General features: G+C 51.3%; 14 protein-coding genes. 2 read left to right on the top strand and 12 right to left on the bottom strand.

Going from position 1 to position 19,941, the window contains the following annotated elements; translation table 11 throughout:
• Nucleotides 1–185: 185 nt before the first annotated feature.
• The 7 genes from HMPREF9944_RS07255 to HMPREF9944_RS07225 all read right to left on the bottom strand — a co-directional run bounded on the left by HMPREF9944_RS07255 (nt 186) and on the right by HMPREF9944_RS07225 (nt 7,946).
• A complete protein-coding gene (locus HMPREF9944_RS07255) occupies nt 186–443 on the bottom strand; it encodes a hypothetical protein (RefSeq protein ID WP_008565494.1) in 258 nt (85 codons plus the stop codon).
• 11 nt (nt 444–454) lie between these two features.
• Nucleotides 455–670 (bottom strand): hypothetical protein, encoded by a 216-nt coding sequence (locus tag HMPREF9944_RS07250; protein WP_008565493.1) that lies wholly within the window; start codon nt 668–670, stop codon nt 455–457.
• Nucleotides 671–1,993: 1,323 nt separating this feature from the next.
• Nucleotides 1,994–2,785, bottom strand: coding sequence for a pyruvate formate-lyase-activating protein (gene pflA / locus HMPREF9944_RS07245; RefSeq protein ID WP_008565492.1), 792 nt, complete (start codon nt 2,783–2,785; stop codon nt 1,994–1,996).
• 119 nt (nt 2,786–2,904) lie between these two features.
• Nucleotides 2,905–5,151 (bottom strand): formate C-acetyltransferase, encoded by a 2,247-nt coding sequence (pflB, locus tag HMPREF9944_RS07240; RefSeq protein ID WP_008565491.1) that lies wholly within the window; start codon nt 5,149–5,151, stop codon nt 2,905–2,907.
• Nucleotides 5,152–5,245: 94 nt separating this feature from the next.
• Nucleotides 5,246–5,569, bottom strand: a complete 324-nt coding sequence (locus HMPREF9944_RS07235) for a cupin domain-containing protein (protein ID WP_008565490.1) — start codon at nt 5,567–5,569, stop codon at nt 5,246–5,248.
• Nucleotides 5,570–5,712: 143 nt separating this feature from the next.
• Entirely contained in the window at nt 5,713–7,278 is a 1,566-nt protein-coding gene (locus tag HMPREF9944_RS07230; protein ID WP_008565489.1) for an RluA family pseudouridine synthase, read from the bottom strand.
• Complete coding sequence (locus HMPREF9944_RS07225) at nt 7,275–7,946, bottom strand: Crp/Fnr family transcriptional regulator (RefSeq protein ID WP_008565488.1); 672 nt, start codon at nt 7,944–7,946, stop codon at nt 7,275–7,277. Before HMPREF9944_RS07225 ends, HMPREF9944_RS07230 begins: the two co-directional genes overlap by 4 nt.
• A 113-nt stretch (nt 7,947–8,059) precedes the next feature.
• Here HMPREF9944_RS07225 and HMPREF9944_RS07220 point away from each other — a divergent pair, with 113 nt between their 5' ends.
• Complete coding sequence (locus HMPREF9944_RS07220) at nt 8,060–9,058, top strand: metallophosphoesterase family protein (protein ID WP_008565486.1); 999 nt, start codon at nt 8,060–8,062, stop codon at nt 9,056–9,058.
• A 590-nt stretch (nt 9,059–9,648) separates the two neighbouring features.
• Here HMPREF9944_RS07220 and HMPREF9944_RS07215 read toward each other — a convergent pair.
• Genes HMPREF9944_RS07215 through HMPREF9944_RS07200 form a run of 4 tightly spaced genes read right to left on the bottom strand, consistent with a single transcriptional unit; the run spans nt 9,649 to nt 15,825 of the window.
• Nucleotides 9,649–11,316 (bottom strand): DUF6850 family outer membrane beta-barrel protein, encoded by a 1,668-nt coding sequence (locus tag HMPREF9944_RS07215; RefSeq protein WP_008565485.1) that lies wholly within the window; start codon nt 11,314–11,316, stop codon nt 9,649–9,651.
• Nucleotides 11,313–14,078 carry a carboxypeptidase-like regulatory domain-containing protein gene (locus tag HMPREF9944_RS07210; protein WP_244861133.1) on the bottom strand — a complete coding sequence of 922 codons (2,766 nt, stop codon included), beginning with the start codon at nt 14,076–14,078 and terminating at the stop codon, nt 11,313–11,315. The genes HMPREF9944_RS07215 and HMPREF9944_RS07210 overlap by 4 nt, the downstream gene beginning before the upstream one ends.
• A 39-nt stretch (nt 14,079–14,117) precedes the next feature.
• Entirely contained in the window at nt 14,118–15,398 is a 1,281-nt protein-coding gene (locus HMPREF9944_RS07205) for a DUF4876 domain-containing protein (RefSeq protein ID WP_008565483.1), read from the bottom strand.
• Between the two features lie 22 nt (nt 15,399–15,420).
• A complete protein-coding gene (locus tag HMPREF9944_RS07200) occupies nt 15,421–15,825 on the bottom strand; it encodes a heavy-metal-associated domain-containing protein (RefSeq protein WP_019966974.1) in 405 nt (134 codons plus the stop codon).
• 710 nt (nt 15,826–16,535) lie between these two features.
• On the opposite strand from HMPREF9944_RS07200, the gene ald reads away from it, so the two are divergent.
• Entirely contained in the window at nt 16,536–17,636 is a 1,101-nt protein-coding gene (gene ald / locus HMPREF9944_RS07195; protein ID WP_008565480.1) for an alanine dehydrogenase, read from the top strand.
• A gap of 108 nt (nt 17,637–17,744) precedes the next feature.
• Here ald and ccsA read toward each other — a convergent pair whose 3' ends face one another.
• On the bottom strand, nt 17,745–19,922 hold the full coding sequence (ccsA, locus tag HMPREF9944_RS07190; RefSeq protein ID WP_008565478.1) for a cytochrome c biogenesis protein CcsA: 2,178 nt from the start codon (nt 19,920–19,922) through the stop codon (nt 17,745–17,747).
• Between the last annotated feature and the right edge of the window lie 19 nt (nt 19,923–19,941).

The raw sequence follows: 19,941 nt of genomic DNA, 5'->3' as shown, positions 1-19,941 counted from the left end.
AAAACCGCTCGTCCTGCCCGCGCGCATCGAAGACTTCGATATCCGCGATTTTGTATAACCCGTTAACAAGAAACGACAATGAAAGAAAAAGACTACGGATAAGGTGCACCTGCTGCCACTATATCCACAAGAAAGTTAAGTAAGACAATTCAATCCAACCCCGACGGGCGGCGCATGGCCGTTTTTCATGCGCGCCCGTCACCAAACAACGCTTTATGAACAACAAGTAAAAACCATTTCTTTTGCATTCTGTGTTGGGGACTGACCATTTCAAAGCAGAATGCGATAAACTCTTTTCTTGCTTCTCTGCGCAACTCCTTGTACAATGTTTTCAGTTGCGAATGATTGCCATTGATGTAGATTTCATACATATACTCGAAGATATTGTCCACTTCGTAGTATCGGCATTGCTGGCTGGGTGTCTTGCTGTGTCTTGTTTTCATCTTGAATTATGTTATAGGGTGAATATCCAAAGAATAAGGGCGAAAAGACTTACGAGGGTAAGCACGTAGAGGACTATTGCCCAAAAGATGCGGAGCACACCTGCGATGACTTCCGCAAGCAAACCGACAACCACACCGACCGCTCCAAAGGCGATGTTTATAACGTTTGTGAGCAGCAGGCGAAGGGTTGCGCGCAAGGCTCGGTGAATGTTGATTGACTTTTCCATTTTATTCGAGTTTTTAATGTTTAATGCGGATCCAAGAGCTTGAGGGAGTTGAGTTTCACTGCTTATCCGTCTCTCGTTTATCCGACATTTTTTTTAATGTGTCTTCCTGTCGCATCGGTCGTTTTCGTTTCAGGTGCCTCACAAAGGTAGGGATGAGCGAATGCAAGGTTTTTGAGGGAAAATACTACCCGAAGTAAAACGCAGTGGAGCGCAGGCGTGGAGATTTTCTCCAAAACCGAAGGCACCGACCTTGCAGCAGCGTAGCATCCCGGAATTACCTTTGCGCCTGAACGGGGACGACCAGCGGATGCGATACGGTGAAGACCGCTCCAAATGGAGGTAAACGGAAAAGAGACAGATTCGGATGAAATCAAAAATCTGATAGCATGCCATACAATCAGATAGTAAAAAGCGTAATGAAGCGGGCATGTAAAAGCCACCTATAGAAGACAAAGACGGAAGAGGAAAGGTACGAAGTCTGCCTTTCGGGCTTGCTGCGATGGGCAGGCGTGTACTTTTCCTACGGCTTTGTCAGACAAGTCGGAGGTGTCGGAGGTAGACGGGTGAGGGATTTATCACCACCTGAATAGCTCCGACTTCTTCGACGACAAACAATGCGGCTTTTACAACTGCTTCCAAGAAAAGGAAAAACATCGAAAAAGAAAAATCTGAAAAATTGTCTTGCCGGAATCCGTACCTTAGAAAGTATGACCAATACACAGAAATGTGGCAGGAAGCAGATTTGCCGAAACTCTTTCGACAGACTGCTCCCTGCCTCTTTTGTCGGTCATGCTAAAGGCAGGAATGTGTTATGCCTGATAGCGAAGTTTACGAAGAGAGAGCATAACTTGTTCCTGCCGAAGATGAGAAGGATTTCAGCAAGACAATTAAACCATCGAAATAGCAAAAGAAAAGTCTGCTCGACAAGAAAAAACAAATGTTTTCTTTGGCCGTACAGCACATTTTAGTTATCTTTGTACCAATAACAAGAGTTGTTTGAAACGACAGCAAATCAAGGAAGTCCGGGGAATTTGAGTAGTAACCAAATCGTAACCCTTTTCCTTTCTTCAATTTTATAAGTACTTATAATCAAAGAGTTATAAAGAACCGACTCTTTCCTATCAAAAAACTGCAGTTTTTCATCAGATTTTTTCTTTTTCTGCCAAAAAACTGCAGTTTTTCATCGAAAATTGTTGTTGGCTGCTCAGAAACTCGAGTTTTTCATCATAAATTGTTGTTGGCTGTTCAGAAACTTGAGTTTTTTGATGAAAATTGACGTTGTGCGCGTTTCGTGCGGAGCGGAAATGCGCGTGGCATGTATTTCTACTTTTCTCTCAACGGCACGGAGCGCATGATGCGGTTGGCGTTCTCGATGCGTGCTTGCGACGGGGGCATGACGCCGGCGAGCGGATATTTTATTCGGAGCTGTTCGTATTTATAGGTGCCGAGCGTGTGGTAGGGCAGGATTTCGATGCGCTCGATGTTGTGGAGGGTTTTCAGAAAGGCTGAAAGTTCGCGCAGATAGGTGTCGTTGTCGGTCAGCCCGGGGATAAGCACGTGGCGTATCCACACGGGCTTGTCGATTTCGGAAAGATAGCGGGCACAGTCGAGAATGTTGCGGTTGGTCCACTTGGTTAGTCGGCGGTGCTCGTCGTCGCGAATGTGTTTGATGTCGAGCAGCACGGTGTCGGTTGCGCGCATCAGTCGTTCGAACTTTCTGAACCAACTGCCGTTGCGTGTGAAGGGCTGGGCCGATGTATCGAGGCACGTGTTGATGCCGCGGTCGTGGGCATGCTCGAAGAGTTCGATGAGGAAGTCGAGCTGCAATAATGCTTCGCCGCCGCTGACGGTGATGCCTCCGGTGCCGGCCCAATAGGCGCGAAAGCCTTCGGCTTTGTCGAGCAGCTCGTCGGCTGTGGTTTCGTTGGTGCTTTCGATGGCCCAGGTGTCGGGATTGTGGCAGAATTGGCAGCGCATGGGGCAGCCTTGCAGGAAGATGACGAAGCGGATGCCCGGTCCGTCTACGGAGCCGAATGTTTCGATGGAATGGACGCGGGCTGTGTTTTGCTGCGCGTCGTGCGTGGCGGCGGCGTGCTGTGTGTTGTTGTTGTTCATAAATTTCTGAATGTTTTGTCGGCGGTTTATGTTTCGCCCCCTGTCGCTCTCCCGAGGGGGAAGGACAGGGGGCGAGGGTGGGGTTCGGACGGTGTTTTCGTGCAGCCGTCCGGGGTGTCTTATAATCTTCCGTGTGCCTGACGGGCAATCACATCGAGTTGCTGTTCGCGGGTCAGGTCGATGAACTTAACGGCGTAGCCGCTGACGCGTATGGTGAAGTTCTGGTAGGCCTCTTTCTCTGGGTGCTCCATGGCGTCTTTCAATTTTTCGACGCCGAAGACGTTTACGTTCAGGTGGTGTGCGCCTTGGTCGAAATAGCCGTCCATGACGCCGACAAGCGTGCGCGAACGTTGCTCGTCGTCGTTTCCTAAGGCTCCGGGCGAGATGGTTTGCGTGTTAGAGATGCCGTCGAGCGCATACTCGTAGGGAAGCTTGGCCACGGAGTTGAGGGAGGCCAGCAGTCCGTTCTGCTCGGCGCCATACGATGGGTTGGCCCCGGGCGCGAGCGGTGTTTCGGCCCTGCGTCCGTCGGGCATGTTTCCGGTGTATTTTCCGTAGACAACGTTTGACGTGATGGTCAGGATACTGGTCGTGGGCTCCGAATTGCGGTAAGTGTGGTATTTTCGTATCTTGCTCATGAAGGCCTTAAGCAGCCATACGGCAATCGCGTCGGCGCGCTCGTCGTCGTTGCCGTAGCGGGGGAAATCGCCTTCGGTTTTATAGTCCTTGGCGAATCCTGTCTCGTCTCGCACGATGTGTACCTTCGCATACTTGATGGCGCTGATGGAATCCACGACGTGACTGAAGCCTGCGATGCCCGTTGCGAACGTCCGGCGCACGTGGGTGTCGATAAGTGCCATTTCTGCTGCCTCGTAGAAGTACTTGTCGTGCATGTAATGGATGAGGTTGAGCGTTTTTACGTAGATGCCGGCCAGCCACTCGAGCATGGCGTCGAAACGCGGCATGAATTCGTCGTAGGTGAGCACATCGGCCGTGATCGGGCGGTAAGCCGGGCCGACCTGCTCGTGTGTGCGGCCGTCAACGCCACCGTTAATGGCATAAAGAAGGGCCTTTGCGAGGTTCGCCCGCGCGCCGAAGAACTGCATTTCCTTTCCTGTTTGCGTCGCGCTCACGCAACAGCATATCGAATAGTCGTCTCCCCAAATCGGTCGCATCACATCGTCATTTTCATACTGTATGGAGCTTGTCGTAACCGAAATCTTTGCGGCGTAATGGCGAAATGCCTCGGGAAGTCGGCTGCAATAGAGCACCGTTAGGTTGGGTTCGGGCGACGGTCCCATGTTTTCAAGCGTGTGAAGGAAGCGGAAGTCGTTCTTCGTCACCATCGAACGGCCGTCTTGCCCCATGCCGGCAACTTCGAGCGTAGCCCAAACCGGGTCGCCGGAGAATAGCTGGTTGTAGGACGGAATGCGTGCGAACTTCACCATTCTGAACTTCATCACGAGATGATCGATAAGCTCTTGCGCCTCCTCCTCGGTCAGTTTGCCTTCCTTGAAGTCGCGTTCGAAGTAGATGTCGAGGAAGGTTGAGATACGCCCCACCGACATTGCTGCGCCATTCTGCGTCTTCACCGCGCCAAGATAGCCGAAATAGAGCCATTGAACGGCCTCGCGCGCGTCGTTGGCCGGCTGTGATATGTCGAAACCATAGATGGAAGCCATCTCTTTCAAGCCTTCGAGTGCGCGGATTTGCATGGACACTTCCTCGCGCAAACGAATGACTTCGTCAATCATTTCACGGTCGCCAAGGTTCTCAAGGTCGCGCTTTTTCTCGGCAATCAGATAGTCGACGCCGTACAAGGCCACGCGTCTGTAGTCGCCAACGATGCGTCCTCGGCCGTAAGTATCAGGCAAACCGGTCAGGATATGATTGTGGCGCACGCGCTTCATCTCGCTGGTATAGGCATCAAACACGCCGTCGTTGTGCGTCTTGACATAGCGTGTGAAGATGTCATGCAGCTGCTCCGACGGCTGATAACCATAGGTTGTGCAAGCCTGTTCGGCCATTTTAATACCGCCATAAGGCATGAAAGCGCGTTTCAATGGCTTGTCGGTTTGCAGGCCGACTACGCGTTCCAAGTCTTTTGTCTCATGGTCGATGTAGCCCGGTCCGTATGCCGTCAGTCCCGAAACCACCTCAGTCTCCATGTCGAGCACACCGCCTTTGGCCCGCTCTTCCTTTTGAAGTGCGCGCAATTTCTGCCACAATATCTCCGTGGCACGCGTAGGTTGGGCCAAGAAATGCTCGTCGCCGGTGTAGCCCGTATAGTTATTTTGAATGAAATCCCGCAGGTTCACTTCTGTCTGCCACTTGTTTCCTTTGAAACCTCTCCATTCTGTTCTCATGATTCAGTAAAGTTTATGATTAAAAAATAGCTGTTGTTGCATTTAAAGGTAGCGGGAAAACAACCTGAAAGTCATTCCCCCGCTCCTTGTTCCGTTATCCTCGGATCATCGTAATCACCATTTTGAAACGCTCGTTGGCCTTTACGGAGTGACGGGCGCCACTTGGAATGACGAAAGACTCACCTGACTTGATGTCGAAAACCTTGTCTTCAACGGTCAATTCCATCACGCCATCGATCACTTGCAACAGTGCATCGTACGGCGCAGTGTGCTCTGAAAGCCCCTGACCTGCGTCAAAACTGAACACAGTAACGCTGCCCGCATTGCTGTGAATGAACTCTTTACTGACCACACCACCGTCGGTATAGTCGATTACTTCGGTTGCCTTGAATACTTTTCCTTTTTCAAACTTAGTCATACTTATTGTTTTTAATTGGTTATGGAAGATATGATAGCGACCATCAGCATGGTCTTTCTCTTTCTTTTTCATCAATATTGCAGCAAGAATGATGCCGCATTGCCCATCGGTAACATATGTGGCCGAAGCCTGCCGCGGCCACTTTAGAATGCAGCCTCACGCTCGAAAGTCATTCGTTTGCCCGTCGTTGGGTGCGTGAATGACAGTGCTTCGGCGTGAAGATACAGGCGGTCGGCCTTGGTGCCATAGAGTTCGTCGCCCTTGATGGGGTCGTTCAACCCGTCGGGGTGGGCACAATGCACGCGCAGTTGATGGGTCCTGCCTGTCAGCGGCCTGAGAATCATGCGGCCGTTTCCTTCATGTTGATAAACGGTCACGGCCGTTTTGCCATGCAAAGTATCGACAACTTGGCGCGGACGGTCGCAGGGGTCGGGGCGCAAGGCCAAGTTTATTCGTCCTTCGTTTGCTTCAATGGGTCGCTCAAGTTGTGCGATGTAGCGTTTTTCCACGCTGTGTTCCTTGAATTGGCGTTGCAGGTTGAGATACGATTCCATGCGGAGTGCTACTACAAGCAGCCCACTTGTCGCCATATCGAGGCGGTGAACGATGACCGGCCCCGTGGCTTCAGGGTGGCGTTCGCGGACAAGTGAAAGCACACTTTCACGTCCGTTCTTTCCCGGAACGCTCAACATTCCGGCCGGTTTGCACACAACGGCGATGTCATTGTCCTCGTAAATCCACTCCAATTCCTGCTTTGTTTCGGCCTCCAATGGGTGCTCTTCGATGGCAATATCGTTCAACATCCATTTCAATATAGGCTTGCATTTGCCGTTACAGGCCGGATAGAAGTGCAGATGATGGCGTATTTCGTCGCGCGGACTCGCCCCCCACCAGAACATAGCCATGCGCAATGGCTGCCAACCTTGACTGAAAGCGTATTGCAACAGCTTGGGTTCGCAACACTCACCGCTGCCTGCCGGCGGTGTAAAAGGGGCGAAAATGCGGAGTAAATCCTTTTGATTTCCGTGGCTGTCAAGCATGACAAAGTGACCGAACAACCAGCGTTGCAGGGCGTCACTTTGCTGCCGTCGCTGTGCTTTCAGGGTGATTATCTCGGCTTCCATCTTGTCAACCACCGTTTTTCTATCGACAATTTGAAGGGCCAGACGCTGTTTCATGCGATGCAATTCGGCCTTCAGAAACTGCGAACGGCGTATCATTTCGGGTGTCAACTCCTTGGGGCGACCTTCCTTTTCGCGCTTGATTTCAATCTTGAATGCCGCAAGTTGCCTTTCAGCCTCATGCGTCGCGTCCTCCCATTCGCGGCGTGCAGTTGCTAAATCCTTGCTTTGTTCCAATGCTTCGATACGCTTGTTGAGTGCCGTTATGGCTGCCTCATGCCGTTTGAAATAGCCGTCGGGCTGCAGATAATCAAAGACGGCAGGCACGAATCCCGGCCAATCACTACGCCCGTTCAGCTGTCCGCTGTAGCCGGCCACAAAGCCGATGTCGTGCTTCCGCCTGACAATAAGCACACCAAACATCTTGCCTTGGTCGGCTTCGGCCTTGAATTCGGGCGGAGCTTCTGTAATCCAGCGTTTCACTTCGTCCACGGCTGCGCGGCAAAACACATCGGGCTCGTAGCAGAACGGATTGTTCATGCGGGCCGGAAGGGCCGTGACAGGCAGGCGAAGTGGGTGGAATATCATTTCAATTTGTTGCGGTCGAGGATTTCAATCGTCTTGCCATCGACCCTTATAATGCCCTCTTTCTCAAAGTCGCTGAGCACTCTAAGGAGCGAAAACTTCTGAATTCCGAACGAGTCGGCTATCTCTTGGCGACTCCTTTCAAGGTGAATGGTGTTGGAATTCTGCTCACCTGCGCGCTCCAAAAGCAGGTAGGCAACCTTCTCCCTGACCGTGAACAGGCTCAAAACCTTCATTTTTTGCGTCAGGAAAACATCAATGTTCGACAGCGTATGGATAAAGTTCATGCGGATATCTTCGTCTTTATCGATCAGTGTCTTCAGCGTTTCAGGGGTCATGCGCAGGATATTTACCTTCGAATCTGTCTCCACACTGACGGGGAGCGTAGTGTCTTTGGCAAAGATAAAGGCCGGGGCAACGAGGTTACCCGGGCGCAACCGGCTCACTTCTACTTGCTTTCCGCTGAGCGAAACCATGCGGCAGATGAGGCTTCCGCTGATGATAATGTCGGCAAACCGGCAGGGCATACCCGCCAAAGCATAGACATCTCGCTTGTCATAGCCAACGATTTGATAGGCAACATTGCCCAAAGCCAACTCTATGCTGAGCTCGTTCATGCCGGCAAATAGGGGACACTTCTGCAGTGCCTGCATCACTTGGTCGTTTATCATCCTGTAGGTTGCTTTTTAATGTAGATGTGCAAAATTAGCAATAAAAAGGTGATAAAAGGTACATCGTAAGCAAAAAAGCAGTAACTTTACCGACAAATGAGTACTATTTGCATATGAAAAAAAGTTTAATCAGTTTGATTTTGCTGTGCGTCGTACTGGGAATACGGGCACAGGATTTGCGTTTCAAAGACGGGAAATTCAAGATTGTGCAGTTCACCGACCTGCATTATAAGTTGGGAAATCCCGCATCTAAGCAGGCAACCGACTGCATGTATGAAGTCGTAAAGGCTGAAAATCCCGACTTGATTGTGCTCACTGGCGACGTCATTTACGCCAAACCGGGCGACGCCTGCCTGCAACAAATCCTCAATGTTTTAACGGATTTGAAACGTCCTTTCTGCTATCTTCTGGGCAATCATGACCCGGAACAGGGCATAGCTGTGGGCAAATTGTATGACCAAGCAGCCCAGAATAGCTTCTGTGTGCAGCCAAAACGCGATGGCAATGTCCTTGATTATGCGGTGCCGATCAAGTCGGGCGACGGTGCAAAGACGGCTGCCGTGCTTTATTGTATGGACACGCATGCCTACTGTAAGATGGAAGATGTGGGGCTTTATCAATGGCTTTCGTTCGACCAAATCGGCCGTTATCGCGACTGGTCTGCTGCATTTACCAAGCAGAACGGGGGCAAACCGCTGCCTGCTTTGATGTTTATGCACTACCCATTGCCCGAATATGACCAGGCTGTAACCAGCAATCAAGTGCCCCTTTACGGTATAAGACTGGAGAAAAACTGCTCACCTTGTCTCAATAGCGGCATGTTTACGGCCCTCAAAGAGGGTGGGGATGTGATGGGAGTCTTCTGTGGTCACGACCATGACAACGACTATTCGACGATGTATTATCAGGTGCTTCTGGCCTATGGTCGCTTTTCTGGCGGCAATACCGAGTACAATCACCTGCGCAATGGCGCCCGCATTATCGTGCTTTATGAGGACCAACGCAAGCTGGATACGTATATCCGAGAGCGTGGCGGCCGCGTTCTTTGCCCGACAACCTACCCGGACAGCTACACAAAAGACGATTGGAAGAAGCGCAACGGCACGCGATAGGCCGGCTTTGGACAAGTATAAAACCGTTTGTTGTGCGACAGGTTGTCGCGTAATTCACCCATGATTGCATGACGAAACCGCAAGGAGACTCTCCTGTCCGCCAGCGGTCTATCCGAAAAATCAATCATTTTAGCGGGTAATATGGTAGGAGAAGGGATGTAGGGACGCACGGCTCGTGCGTCCGGCCCCATGGGGTTTGACGAGTAAACAAGTTGCCTTGTGAACGAGTTGCCTGCTTTGAGGCATGTAGGGACGTACGGTTCGTGCGTCCGCCCAGTGAGAATTGAAAGCAAATAGTATGGTTGATGGAGCGGACGCACGAGCCGTGCGTCCCTACATGCAATCAAACGAACCGAGGCATCGGCCACATTGATAATCAACGGCTTACACCTTGTGTTTCAATCTCAGCCATTTTACCGTGTAATCTCAGCCCTATTGCGCGGCAATATGGCTGACTTTACCGCGCAATATGGCTGAGATTGAAAAACGAAATAGGCGAGGCCGCAAACCACCGCATGGAAAACGCCTCGCAAGTAGGCCCACTATACGTCGCCATACCATGGAGAAGCGGGGGCTTGCGCAAGGTGCAATCAAAACGAAACGAATGCCGTCAGAGCCGCCCAACGCTCTTGATGCTTGTCGGGCATGGGCTTTAGCATCGGAGCCGTAGCGGGAAAGCCGATGGTTCCACTGTAGGAAACATCGCTTTTTCGGTTACCGTCGGCCAGATAAAGCTTGGCATTCAAACCTACATCCATTTTCTTCAGGCGGTGTAGCCACGTGATGTCCACCGCAATCTCATGGAGTTCGGCACACCGAAAAGCGTAAGGAGCAAAGGCATGTTGGAAGTCGAGGCGCTCAATCCCCCCGCGCTGAAGCGTCACATCATAGACATGGTCGGCCACATGCTGCCGGGCAAACAGCAGACTTAGCCCAATGTCGTCCCGAATGCCCTGTCGGTCGATGCCCAATTTGACGTGGGGCGTCAGCGTGCGCACCCTGATTTTGTGGTTGTTTGCCTTGTATTTCTCCTCAAAAAGCTCCGTCGTGGCTCCTCCCTGCAAGCTGATTTCAAACCGGGCAAGCCGTTTTGACGCCTTTAATGCGCCCGAAAACCGGCCCGTATTGCAGCTATAGTGCTGCCGGGTGTCGATGGTTCGGAAGTCATAAATGTTGTTTTCCCTGTCAATCAAGTATTCCTCGATGATGTTTTCATAGCCTTTGCGCAGCATAATGTCGCCCGTGGCGGCCAATTCCAATTGCCAGTCGCCCCGAAAGGCGTATGTCAGGCGCAAGAGTGGCGACAATCGGTGGCTACGTGACTCATATAGGTTATAGATGTCGCTCTCTTCGGTCTTCATATGGGCGAAAGCGTAGCCCAGCGCCGCATGTATGTGCAACGGTCCGGCCTGTGTTGACAGGTATTGCAGCCGTGCATTGAACTCATCGACGTAGTACATGCGTGACTTTCCGAATGAAACCGTACTCTGACGCGTGTCATATAGTCCGAAACCATAGCAAACGAAGAACCTGTCTTGCTGGCCCGGACGCCAGTAACGCAGCCGCACGTGCTGCTTGTTGCGGCCATATCCGGCATCAAGCAACAGCAGATGGTGTCCCAAATGGCGGGCCACGCCGGCATTGAAGCGCAACCATGTGGTGTTGTTCAGCGCACGTGGGTCGGTCAGACGGTAAGCTTGCTCGCCGTAAAAGGAGGCTTTCACGCCCAAAGTCCATTGGTTGAGTGTGAACGCATAGTTTCCTTCGGCGAAATAAGTGTCGAATTTGAAGTCTCCACCGCAGGAATCGGTCGAGATATAAGGCAAATAAAGTTCCGGAAGCCGCATTGCACTCCACCCAATGTGGCGATGTTTGCCTTGTGCATACTGGATACAACCTGACAAAGTGCCGCTTTTAGGCGTGTCATATTCGCCATAAGCCCCGGCACGATAGTCTGTTGAGCCGCTGCCTTCATAAGGAATGAAGTCTCCTTTGCCGTCGGCACCGCCCAATCCTGCGTAAACGATGGCCGAACGCCTGTGCGTGGTGGTGTCATTCACGTTGTTCCATCGCGTGAATGCGGGGTTTGCATAGGCAGTCTTGGCTCCGGCCAGCGCGAAGTCGGCGTTGTTGACATGGAAACGCGTCTCGGTTGGCGACAAACTGCGGTTCGCACGGTCGAGAAGTGCTTGAGAATAGAGCTGATTGCAGGCCATCAAGACAGACGAGAGCAGGTATATTCGTAGGTTACGTGTCATAGATTGAAGTTAAAATACAGTTCAAGTCCGAAATAAGGGTCGTGCCATTCGCGCTTGGTTATCTTGCTTCCCGAGAGATATTTAGGACTGACGTCGAGCAAACCATTGACAAAGAACGACAACTTGGTGCCTTTCGCGAACTCTTTGGTGGCCTTGATGTTCCAAAGCAGGGATATCGGCATCTTGTTGCAGGCATATTTCACGGGAAGAATCGTGCGACGGAAGTAGCGGAACGTGCCATCGTCGGCCTCGATCAATGAACGTATCCGCTCATCTACAGGCCGTCGGTTCCCTTGCATGTCGATATACGCCGTTGGGATATAGTCGTGGTTGTCCTTATACTGCGAAGTATTGAGCCAAACGACCTGAAAGAAGTTCGTCAGGAACAGTTTGAACTTCGGAATATGCGTGTTGAGCCACACGTTAGAGTTGAAACGGCGGTATTGGTTTCGTGCTCCATTGTCGTAAATGCACACATATGGATACTCTTTTCCGCCGATTTTCACGTCAGGATAGTAGTAGAGCGGCAGAGAAGAGGCGTAATCGGTCTGATAATAGGCGCCGTTGATTTCTATTGTCGTGAGCAATGGTTTTAATTTCGGTAATATCAGGCGGTATTCTATCCCTCGTTTGGTGACTTTTTGGGAGTTCTTGACCTGTTGCGACGTGGTGAAGATGCTGTATTTCTCTTGTATGTAGTCGCTCTTTTGGGGCGTTCGGCCCTCGATGTTCGCCCCGGGTTTCAACTGAGAGTAGAGGTCATAGGTCAAAGGATGATAGGTCGTGAAGTACTCAAAGCCTGCATCCGACTGCTCATAAAAGGCAGTAAGCGATAGACTGAAGCCGCGATAGTCGATGTCCCAGCCTGCTTCCATCTTGCGATTCTTGTTGACATGCAGGTCGCGGTTAGCCACATCGTAGATGTTGGTGTATGTGATGAGGTGGCGATAGCGCGGGTCTATCGTGTAAGCATTGAGCATATAGAAGTCTTTATACAGCTTTTCGGGATAGAGATAGTCAAGCGTCGGCGTCTTACTCTCCTCACCATAGCCCACACGGAACGTGTTTTTGAATGCTTTTCCCATGATATAAGAGAGGTTCAAGCGTGGGTCTTTCAGCAAATAGCCATGCAAATAATAGTCACGGGGTAGATTTAGCAACATAGAAGCACGGCCCCCGACGGAGAGTTGCAGGACATTGCTGTTGTTATCATCGTAAATGAAGTCTGCCTGTGCGTAGATTGCACCGTTACCCAAGGCAGGTATGGCCCAATTAGGCCTTGGTCTCATGTACGAATTGTCGTAAGGAAAGGGCGGACGTGACTCATCTTCGATGACAGCTCCAGCTCCGTGGTTCTTCACATTGCTGTATTCTGCGCCGTATTGCAGGTTGAGCATCGTGTTCTTCAGCAGTTGAATGCGCGAAACGGCATTGAGTTGGGCATAGAAGTTCAGCGGTTGATTGTCGATATAGAAGTCACTATAGTACTTACGGGGCAGATATATGCCCTCATGTTCGCCCGCTTCGTGGGCCAAAGGCATGTTCAATGGACCCGAACCTGATAGGACCATGCGATGACGAGTTATCCTATCGCGCGTGTAATCGGCTGACATGATCAACTCCAATTGGCTCAACCACGGCTTACCGAGCGTCAACAGGCCCTTCATCATCAAGGCCGTGCGACTGTAATCGGCCTTGTAAGACTCGTTATATTCATAGGTCAGCTCGTCTTTCTTCATCTTATTGGCAGTGAGGGTCTGGCTTAATCGACCGTCAAGGTCGAGGGTATAGCTGCCAAGCTTCACCTTATTATTATAATAAAGCTGTCCCGTTAGACGCGAGAACTTGTCCATTTCCTCGCGAATGTCATCAATTGAGTGCAGAAAGTCAATGCCTGCGTGGAGCGAACCAGCCTTTTCACCGAGTCGCCAGCCTTTCCCTGCATACAAGAGCGTGTTCTTTAGATCGCTTTTCAGGCGTACACGCAGCGGAGTCACGCCATGTTTCGACGAAATACTTATCATTCCGCTCGACAGATTGCCGTAACGTGAAGACGAGATGCCACGCGTGAACTCCACACTTTGGATATGATCGGTAGAAATCATGCGCATATCGGCCCCTTGGTTGATGCCCGTTCGGCTGCGAACCTCGCCATCATAGTGTTCGCTTCCCTCGGTAATGCCCACCAATTGAGAACGAATACCGTCGTTTGTCACTGGCGCTCCGTCGGTAACAATGCCCACACCGAGCGACGTGTTGGCGTCAGTTCCTACCTGACGGCTACTGATTTGCGCGAATTGTGTCAGGTTGTTTTCTTTATAAACACTGCCCGGAAGCAGCAACATCACGTCGGCCAGCGAGGTAGGTTGGATATATTCCAATGCAGCCTCGTCGACAACGACTTTTCCCTTGCGGCTTTTCCTTGCCATTATCTCAAACTCCGGCAGGGTGAAACTGTTGCTTTGCAACCGAAGCGACAGGCTGACGTCTTTCATGGCCATGAACTGATGCTGCAATTTGACGTAGCCCAGACACTCTACCTCGATGGTATGTTTGCCAATCGGTACATTACGGAGTTCAAAGTAGCCGTTGACGTCAGACAAGGTGCGTAGTTCTTGGTCCCGGATACTGACGATGGCGAAGCTTGCTGCCTCGCCATCGTGGTCAGTTACAATCTTTCCCTTCACCGTGCACGTCTGTCCTACGGCCGAAATCACCATGCAAAGTAGGGAAAGTGTAAAAAGTAGTGTTCTATTTTTCAAAGTGTTCTGTCGTTGTTTCCCACAGATCGACTGGCGGGTTTACTTGTTTCGCCAGCCAATAGGGAAGGCGTTTTGGAAGTGTCCGGCTGCTTTTCTTGCTTTCGCGTTCTGCATATCCTCAACACTATTATTGGTATCTTTGTAGAATATCTTGTTGCCCACTTTTATTTCCTTGCGGATACAAAGCTCTTGCTGGTGACATCCGCTGACAAGGAACTGGCCGCGGTCTACAACTTCAGGCACTACGCGGGTCTTTACCTTCTGATTTTCGTCGCTGGTTTGAATGCCATCGATGATTTTATCCGTCTCAATGGCGAGGATATGAATGTCGATGTCGCCTTCGGGCGTGTCCTTTGTTGCCTTTACATGGGTCTTCGACGTCGTAGTATGGCTCTTGACGAAGGCATCAACGGTTGACTGTTGGCCGTTTTCCAAGCGGAACATCACCGGAGACCAATAGCCTCTGGGGTGTAAGAAGAACCCATAAGTGTCGCCATTCTCTGTGAGTAGCACGTTTGGAACAGCTGGATTGTCCACGTCTTTGCTCTTAGGACCGTAGTAAATCTCAAAGTCTGCGCCGCTCAAATCAACGGAATTCTCATAGGCAATGCCTCCGTTTACAATCTCATGATGGTTGATTGCGGTGAAAGCTATCACGAGTTTCTCGCCCGGTTGCACGGGATGGTCTTTCCCATTGCCTGGAATTGTGATGAAACCTCCTATGGGTACGCGGGTAGGATAGTATTTATTGTACCACAATTGCGGGTCTTGAAAAGCCGCATGCATGGTAACACCGATGCTCACACCGTCGGCATAGAGCACATTCTCAGTCGGATTGAACAGCACAATGTACTGATCGGGGTGCATCATACGCCTTGAATTGGTCTCACCATTGAAGAAAACCTCGCTGAAAATAAAGTCCTTGCCAAGCGCACTGGCTGGAAGTGAGTTCACATAGCCCTCGATTTTCTGCCCTGCGGCGTTCACATTGACATTCTCCATGCGTAAGGAAATCATCACTTTTTCGCCTTGTGCGTTGGTAATCTCCTTGTCTATGGCAATGTCATAGACGCCCATCGGCAGCGAAACAAGTGCCTTTCCAGTGGCATCGAGCGGGAACTGGCTCGTGTTTTGGCTGCGCACCTCGGTGAACTTGACGGGTGTTCCCGCCAAACTTGCGATATCCAATGCCCCCGAAACCCTCGGAACGGCGTTGAATGTCAGGTCAATTTTCTTCTCACCCTCGTCGTCTGAAGAGCAAGAAACGAGGAACAACGGGCAGAGAAGCACTACCCATGCAATTTTTATTAATCGATTCATACAGTAATAAATTATAGATTGTTTACTTGGTTTCCTTATCATGTCCGCAACCTTCGCCACCACACTTGTGTTCGCCGGCTTTTTGTTGCTTCGTTTTCGTACTGCAGCGATGCTCCGGCGCCTTTCCTTTGTGCTTGCAATCGCCCTTTTGGTCGCAAGGTGCAGCCACTTTGGCCTCGAACTTGGCCTCGGTCAGTGCCTTTTGCAGTGCCTCGACATTGGTTTTTGCCGCATCATAGCTCACATTGACAGCCTTGCAGGCAAGATCCACCTTCACTTCGCCGACAGCCTTATTGGCTTTCAGGGCCTTTTCCACGCGATTTGCACAGTTCTGACAGTGCATGTTGCTTATTTCAAATCTCACATTGTCTGCCCAAATGCTTGTGGTGAACAAGCAGGCAAACAGCATCATCACCATTTTTTTCATGTTATTGTTTGGTTGTTAAATTGTTTTTCCGAATGCAAAGATACGTTCCTTTCTTGCAATATGCAATACCTAAAAATTAGTCTTTTTCATACCTAATAATAATGACATTGTATTTAAGTATTCATCTCAGTCCTATTGCCACGCAATAGGGCAGGGGAGGCATGTAGGGACGCACGGTTCGTGCGTCCGTTCCAATGCGTTTGACGAGTAAATAAGTTGCCTTATGAACGAGTTGCATGTTTTGAAGTATGTAGGGACGCACGGTTCGTGCGTCCGTTCAAGGTGAATGGAAACGCAAATACATGATTATTGGAGCGGACGCACGAGCCGTGCGTCCCTACATGCAATCAAACGAACCGAGGTATCGGCCACATTGATAATCAACGGCTTACACCTTGCGTTTCAATCTCAGCCATTTTACCGTGCAATTTCAGCCATTTTACCACGCAATATGGCTGACTTTACCGCGCAATATGGCTGAGATTGAAAAACGAAATGGGCGTGATGATGGTTCAATAGGAAACAACACGTGTCGCAAGGCGTGTGAAACCCGACTTGAAAGGCCGCTTTTTTGCGGCGCAACGGAAAGAACATTGCACTGCCATTCTCTTTTGTTAAATTTCCTTTTCGCGTGACAACGAATCGAATAAATCGCTATATTTGTTACGAGAAAACATGACACGAACTTTAATAACGAAAGGGAAACAACTATGAAAATCGGTATTCCAAAAGAAATCAAGGACAATGAGAACCGCGTGGGCATGACTCCTGCGGGCGTAAGTGAGCTGTTAAGGCACGGACATGAGGTCTTCGTGCAGCACAAGGCGGGCGAGAATAGCGGCTTTCAAGACTGCGACTACGAGGCCGTGGGGGCCAAAATACTGTCCGACATTGCCGAGGTTTACCGGCAGGCCGACCTGATCGTGAAGGTGAAAGAGCCCATCGAGCCGGAGTATTCGCTTGTCCGGAAAGACCAAGTTGTGTTCACTTACTTCCATTTCGCCTGCGAACGAGCCCTCACCGAGGCTATGATTGAGAGCGGAGCTGTGTGCATTGCCTATGAAACCGTGCAGAAACCGGACGGCTCTTTGCCCCTTTTAATCCCCATGAGTGAGGTTGCCGGCCGCATGGCTACACTCAATGGGGCCTACTATTTGCAGACGACGAAAGGCGGAAATGGCAAGCTTTTCAGCGGAGTTCCGGGCGTAAAGCCGGCCAATGTGCTTGTGCTTGGTGGCGGAACCGTGGGAGAAGCCGCCGCAAGAGTGGCCGCCGGAATGGGCGCCGAGGTCACGATTACCGATGTAAGTCTGCCACGTTTGCGCGAATTGGACCTTGAATTGCCGGCCAATGTACACACGCTCTACTCGTCGGACTACAACATTCGCCGGCAAATTCCCACGGCCGACATCGTCATCGGCTCTGTTCTTGTGCCCGGAGACAAGGCGCCCAAGCTCGTCACCCGCGACATGTTGCACCTCATGCAACGTGGTTCGGTGCTCGTAGATGTGGCTATTGACCAAGGAGGATGCTTCGAAACGTCGCGTCCGACCACCCATTCCGAACCCGTATATGAGGTGGATGGCGTGCTTCACTACTGTGTGGCGAACATTCCGGGAGCCGTTCCTAACACCTCGACTACGGCACTTACGAACGCAACATTACGCTATGCGGTGGCCTTGGCCGATAAAGGTTGGCAGCAAGCTTGCCGAGAAGACGAGACTTTGCACAAGGGATTGAACATCGTCAACGGTAAAGTTACCTACAAAGCCGTGGCCGATGTCTACGGTCTGGCCTATACGCCTATATAATATAAGGTGTATTTCGGTAAAGAAAGGCTGTCATTGAAAAGGGAAAGCGCAATCACGGTGTGCGCTTTCCCTTTTTCTGCATGGTTGAACAAGGCCTTCGGGCTGCTTTTATGCATAACTGTGCATGCCACCGAGCACGTAGTTCACGCCGAAATAGGTCATGATGATGGAGAGAAATGCCAAGAGTGTGTAGAGATGATAGCCCATCGGGCGACGCAAAGCAGGCAGACTTTGCGCGTGAAGCGGCACGGCATAGACCATGAAAGTGATGAGTGCCCACGTCTCTTTCGGGTCCCACGACCAGTAAGTTCCCCAACTGATGTTGGCCCAAACGGCACCGATGAAGATGCCAAGCCCCAAGGTTGTGACGGCAGGATAGAGGAACAGTTGCGAAAGACCGGTGAGTTGGGCGTTGACCTTGGCCACCTGCGGCCGCTGACTGCGTGCCGTTAGGAAATAGGCAACGGCACTGACGAACGTAAGTGAGAAGAGTGCGTAGGCAATCATGATGATGCTGACGTGCAAACTTAGCAACGGACTGTTCAAAACCGGCATGCGTGGCGTGATAGCGGGGTCCATTTGGCCGATGTGACTCACCAAAAGCATGAAGCCACTCATCAGCAATCCGAAGGTAGTCATCAGGCGTATACGTCGCATGATGGGCATCGACAGCAGCATGACGAGCCATGCAAGGAAGAGCATCGTCTCATATCCGTTGCCAATGGGGACCGTTCCGCTGATAATCCAGCGAAGTACCAAGGTGAACGTAAGGACACTCCACGACAATGCCATGAGCCAAGCAAAGCAGGCGTAGCCTTCCCGGCGCGTGAGGAAGCCGATGGAAACAAGACCGAGCGTGAGATTGAAGATGAAAAGCAGCGTAGCAAAGGGCACATGGTTGTAGACCTTCTCCGCCCACACCTTGGTTTGCGACGGAACGGTGCTGCCTCCGAACCGGTATTGATACTTCCGCAGCCGCTGAAAGAGGTCGTTCAGCATGTCAATCTTGCCCTGAACGGCCAGTTCTCCGGCCAAGCCAATGATGGAACGGACGTATTGTTGCTGCGCTTTCGGCATGGAACGGGGCAGTCGGTCGGCCGGGGCGAACCAATCGACACGGCCGTTTCGCTGCGCATAAGGGAACATCTTGAGCGTTCTGCCCTGTGCAAGGTTCATCAGCAACGCCATCTTGTCGTCGATGTCAAGCACTTGGCGTGAAAAAGCGTCTTGGTTTTCCTGCGCATCTTGGAGATATGGGCCGAGGATATAGCCTTGTTGGCCGAACAATCGCATGGGCGCCACATATTCGTCGAGCTGAAAGCGGGTGCGCAGTTCGCTGCCTTTCAGTCGGAGAACGGGCTCCTGCAGCCACTCATTACGCCAAAACATGAAGCCTGTGAGCACTTGGCACGGCGTGAAATCCTTGTAACGGGCCTTTCCATAGAGCTTTTTCGTGAAGTCAATGGCAAAGGTTTCCACGGGACAGATGCGTCCGTTGTAGACGATAAAGGCTTTTCCGAATGCCTCGGCCGTGGCCTTGGGCAACGCGGGCTGTGCTTTCAGCGACGAAAAGGCAGACATCAGCAGCAATAATGCCACGGTTGGGCGCGCCATCAAGTCGCTCTTCAGCAGCCGGCGGAACGTTCCTTGCCGGTCAATCAGCATACCTATCAAGCCAATAAAGAGCAAAGCGTAGCCCAAATAGGTGACCGGAATGCCGAAAGGGTCGGCATTGACTGACAAGTAAGAGCCTTTCAGGTCGTCATCGAAGCTGCTTTGATAGAGACGTATGCCGTAGTTGTCGTAGATTTTGTTCATGGAAATGCGGCAATGTGTCTCGTTTCCGTCGTCGTTCAGCGTCACCTCCGACGTATAGTCCATGGCGGCGGCGTTGCCGGCATGGTAGCTGATGCTGAATTTGTCTAACCTGATGGTGAAAGGCAACGGCTTTTCGGCCCCGTCCTTGGTGGTATAGCTGGCGACCCATTGCCCCTGACGGAGGTGAATCATGCCGCGTCGGGCCGTGACATGGGTGAGAAAGGCCCCAAAAAGAATGACGGCGAACGACAGGTGCAGGACGACAAGGGCGGGACGGCGCACCTTTTGGTGGACGAAGTAGGCCACGGCGACGGCCAATCCCAGCGCCCAAAGCAGGCAAAACCACCACGAACCGAACACATGGTCGGCCGCATCGGCTTGCCCGGCATACTTTCCTACGACTGTTCCCATGGCCATCACGGCGATAATGAGGACATAGAGGGCTTGTAATGTCTTTTTTAGTTGCATGTTTCAAATGAAAAAGGAA

Origin of the sequence: Segatella maculosa OT 289 (assembly GCF_000243015.1) — a bacterium.
Taxonomy (GTDB): domain Bacteria; phylum Bacteroidota; class Bacteroidia; order Bacteroidales; family Bacteroidaceae; genus Prevotella; species Prevotella maculosa.
This window is presented reverse-complemented; position numbering and strand designations above follow the sequence as displayed.

Coding starts and splice junctions, on each gene's coding strand:
- HMPREF9944_RS07255 (WP_008565494.1), bottom strand. CDS start 443: ATGAAAACAAGACACAGCAAGACACCCAGCCAGCAATGCCGATACTAC.
- HMPREF9944_RS07250 (WP_008565493.1), bottom strand. CDS start 670: ATGGAAAAGTCAATCAACATTCACCGAGCCTTGCGCGCAACCCTTCGC.
- pflA (WP_008565492.1), bottom strand. CDS start 2,785: ATGAACAACAACAACACACAGCACGCCGCCGCCACGCACGACGCGCAG.
- pflB (WP_008565491.1), bottom strand. CDS start 5,151: ATGAGAACAGAATGGAGAGGTTTCAAAGGAAACAAGTGGCAGACAGAA.
- HMPREF9944_RS07235 (WP_008565490.1), bottom strand. CDS start 5,569: ATGACTAAGTTTGAAAAAGGAAAAGTATTCAAGGCAACCGAAGTAATC.
- HMPREF9944_RS07230 (WP_008565489.1), bottom strand. CDS start 7,278: ATGATATTCCACCCACTTCGCCTGCCTGTCACGGCCCTTCCGGCCCGC.
- HMPREF9944_RS07225 (WP_008565488.1), bottom strand. CDS start 7,946: ATGATAAACGACCAAGTGATGCAGGCACTGCAGAAGTGTCCCCTATTT.
- HMPREF9944_RS07220 (WP_008565486.1), top strand. CDS start 8,060: ATGAAAAAAAGTTTAATCAGTTTGATTTTGCTGTGCGTCGTACTGGGA.
- HMPREF9944_RS07215 (WP_008565485.1), bottom strand. CDS start 11,316: ATGACACGTAACCTACGAATATACCTGCTCTCGTCTGTCTTGATGGCC.
- HMPREF9944_RS07205 (WP_008565483.1), bottom strand. CDS start 15,398: ATGAATCGATTAATAAAAATTGCATGGGTAGTGCTTCTCTGCCCGTTG.
- HMPREF9944_RS07200 (WP_019966974.1), bottom strand. CDS start 15,825: ATGAAAAAAATGGTGATGATGCTGTTTGCCTGCTTGTTCACCACAAGC.
- ald (WP_008565480.1), top strand. CDS start 16,536: ATGAAAATCGGTATTCCAAAAGAAATCAAGGACAATGAGAACCGCGTG.
- ccsA (WP_008565478.1), bottom strand. CDS start 19,922: ATGCAACTAAAAAAGACATTACAAGCCCTCTATGTCCTCATTATCGCC.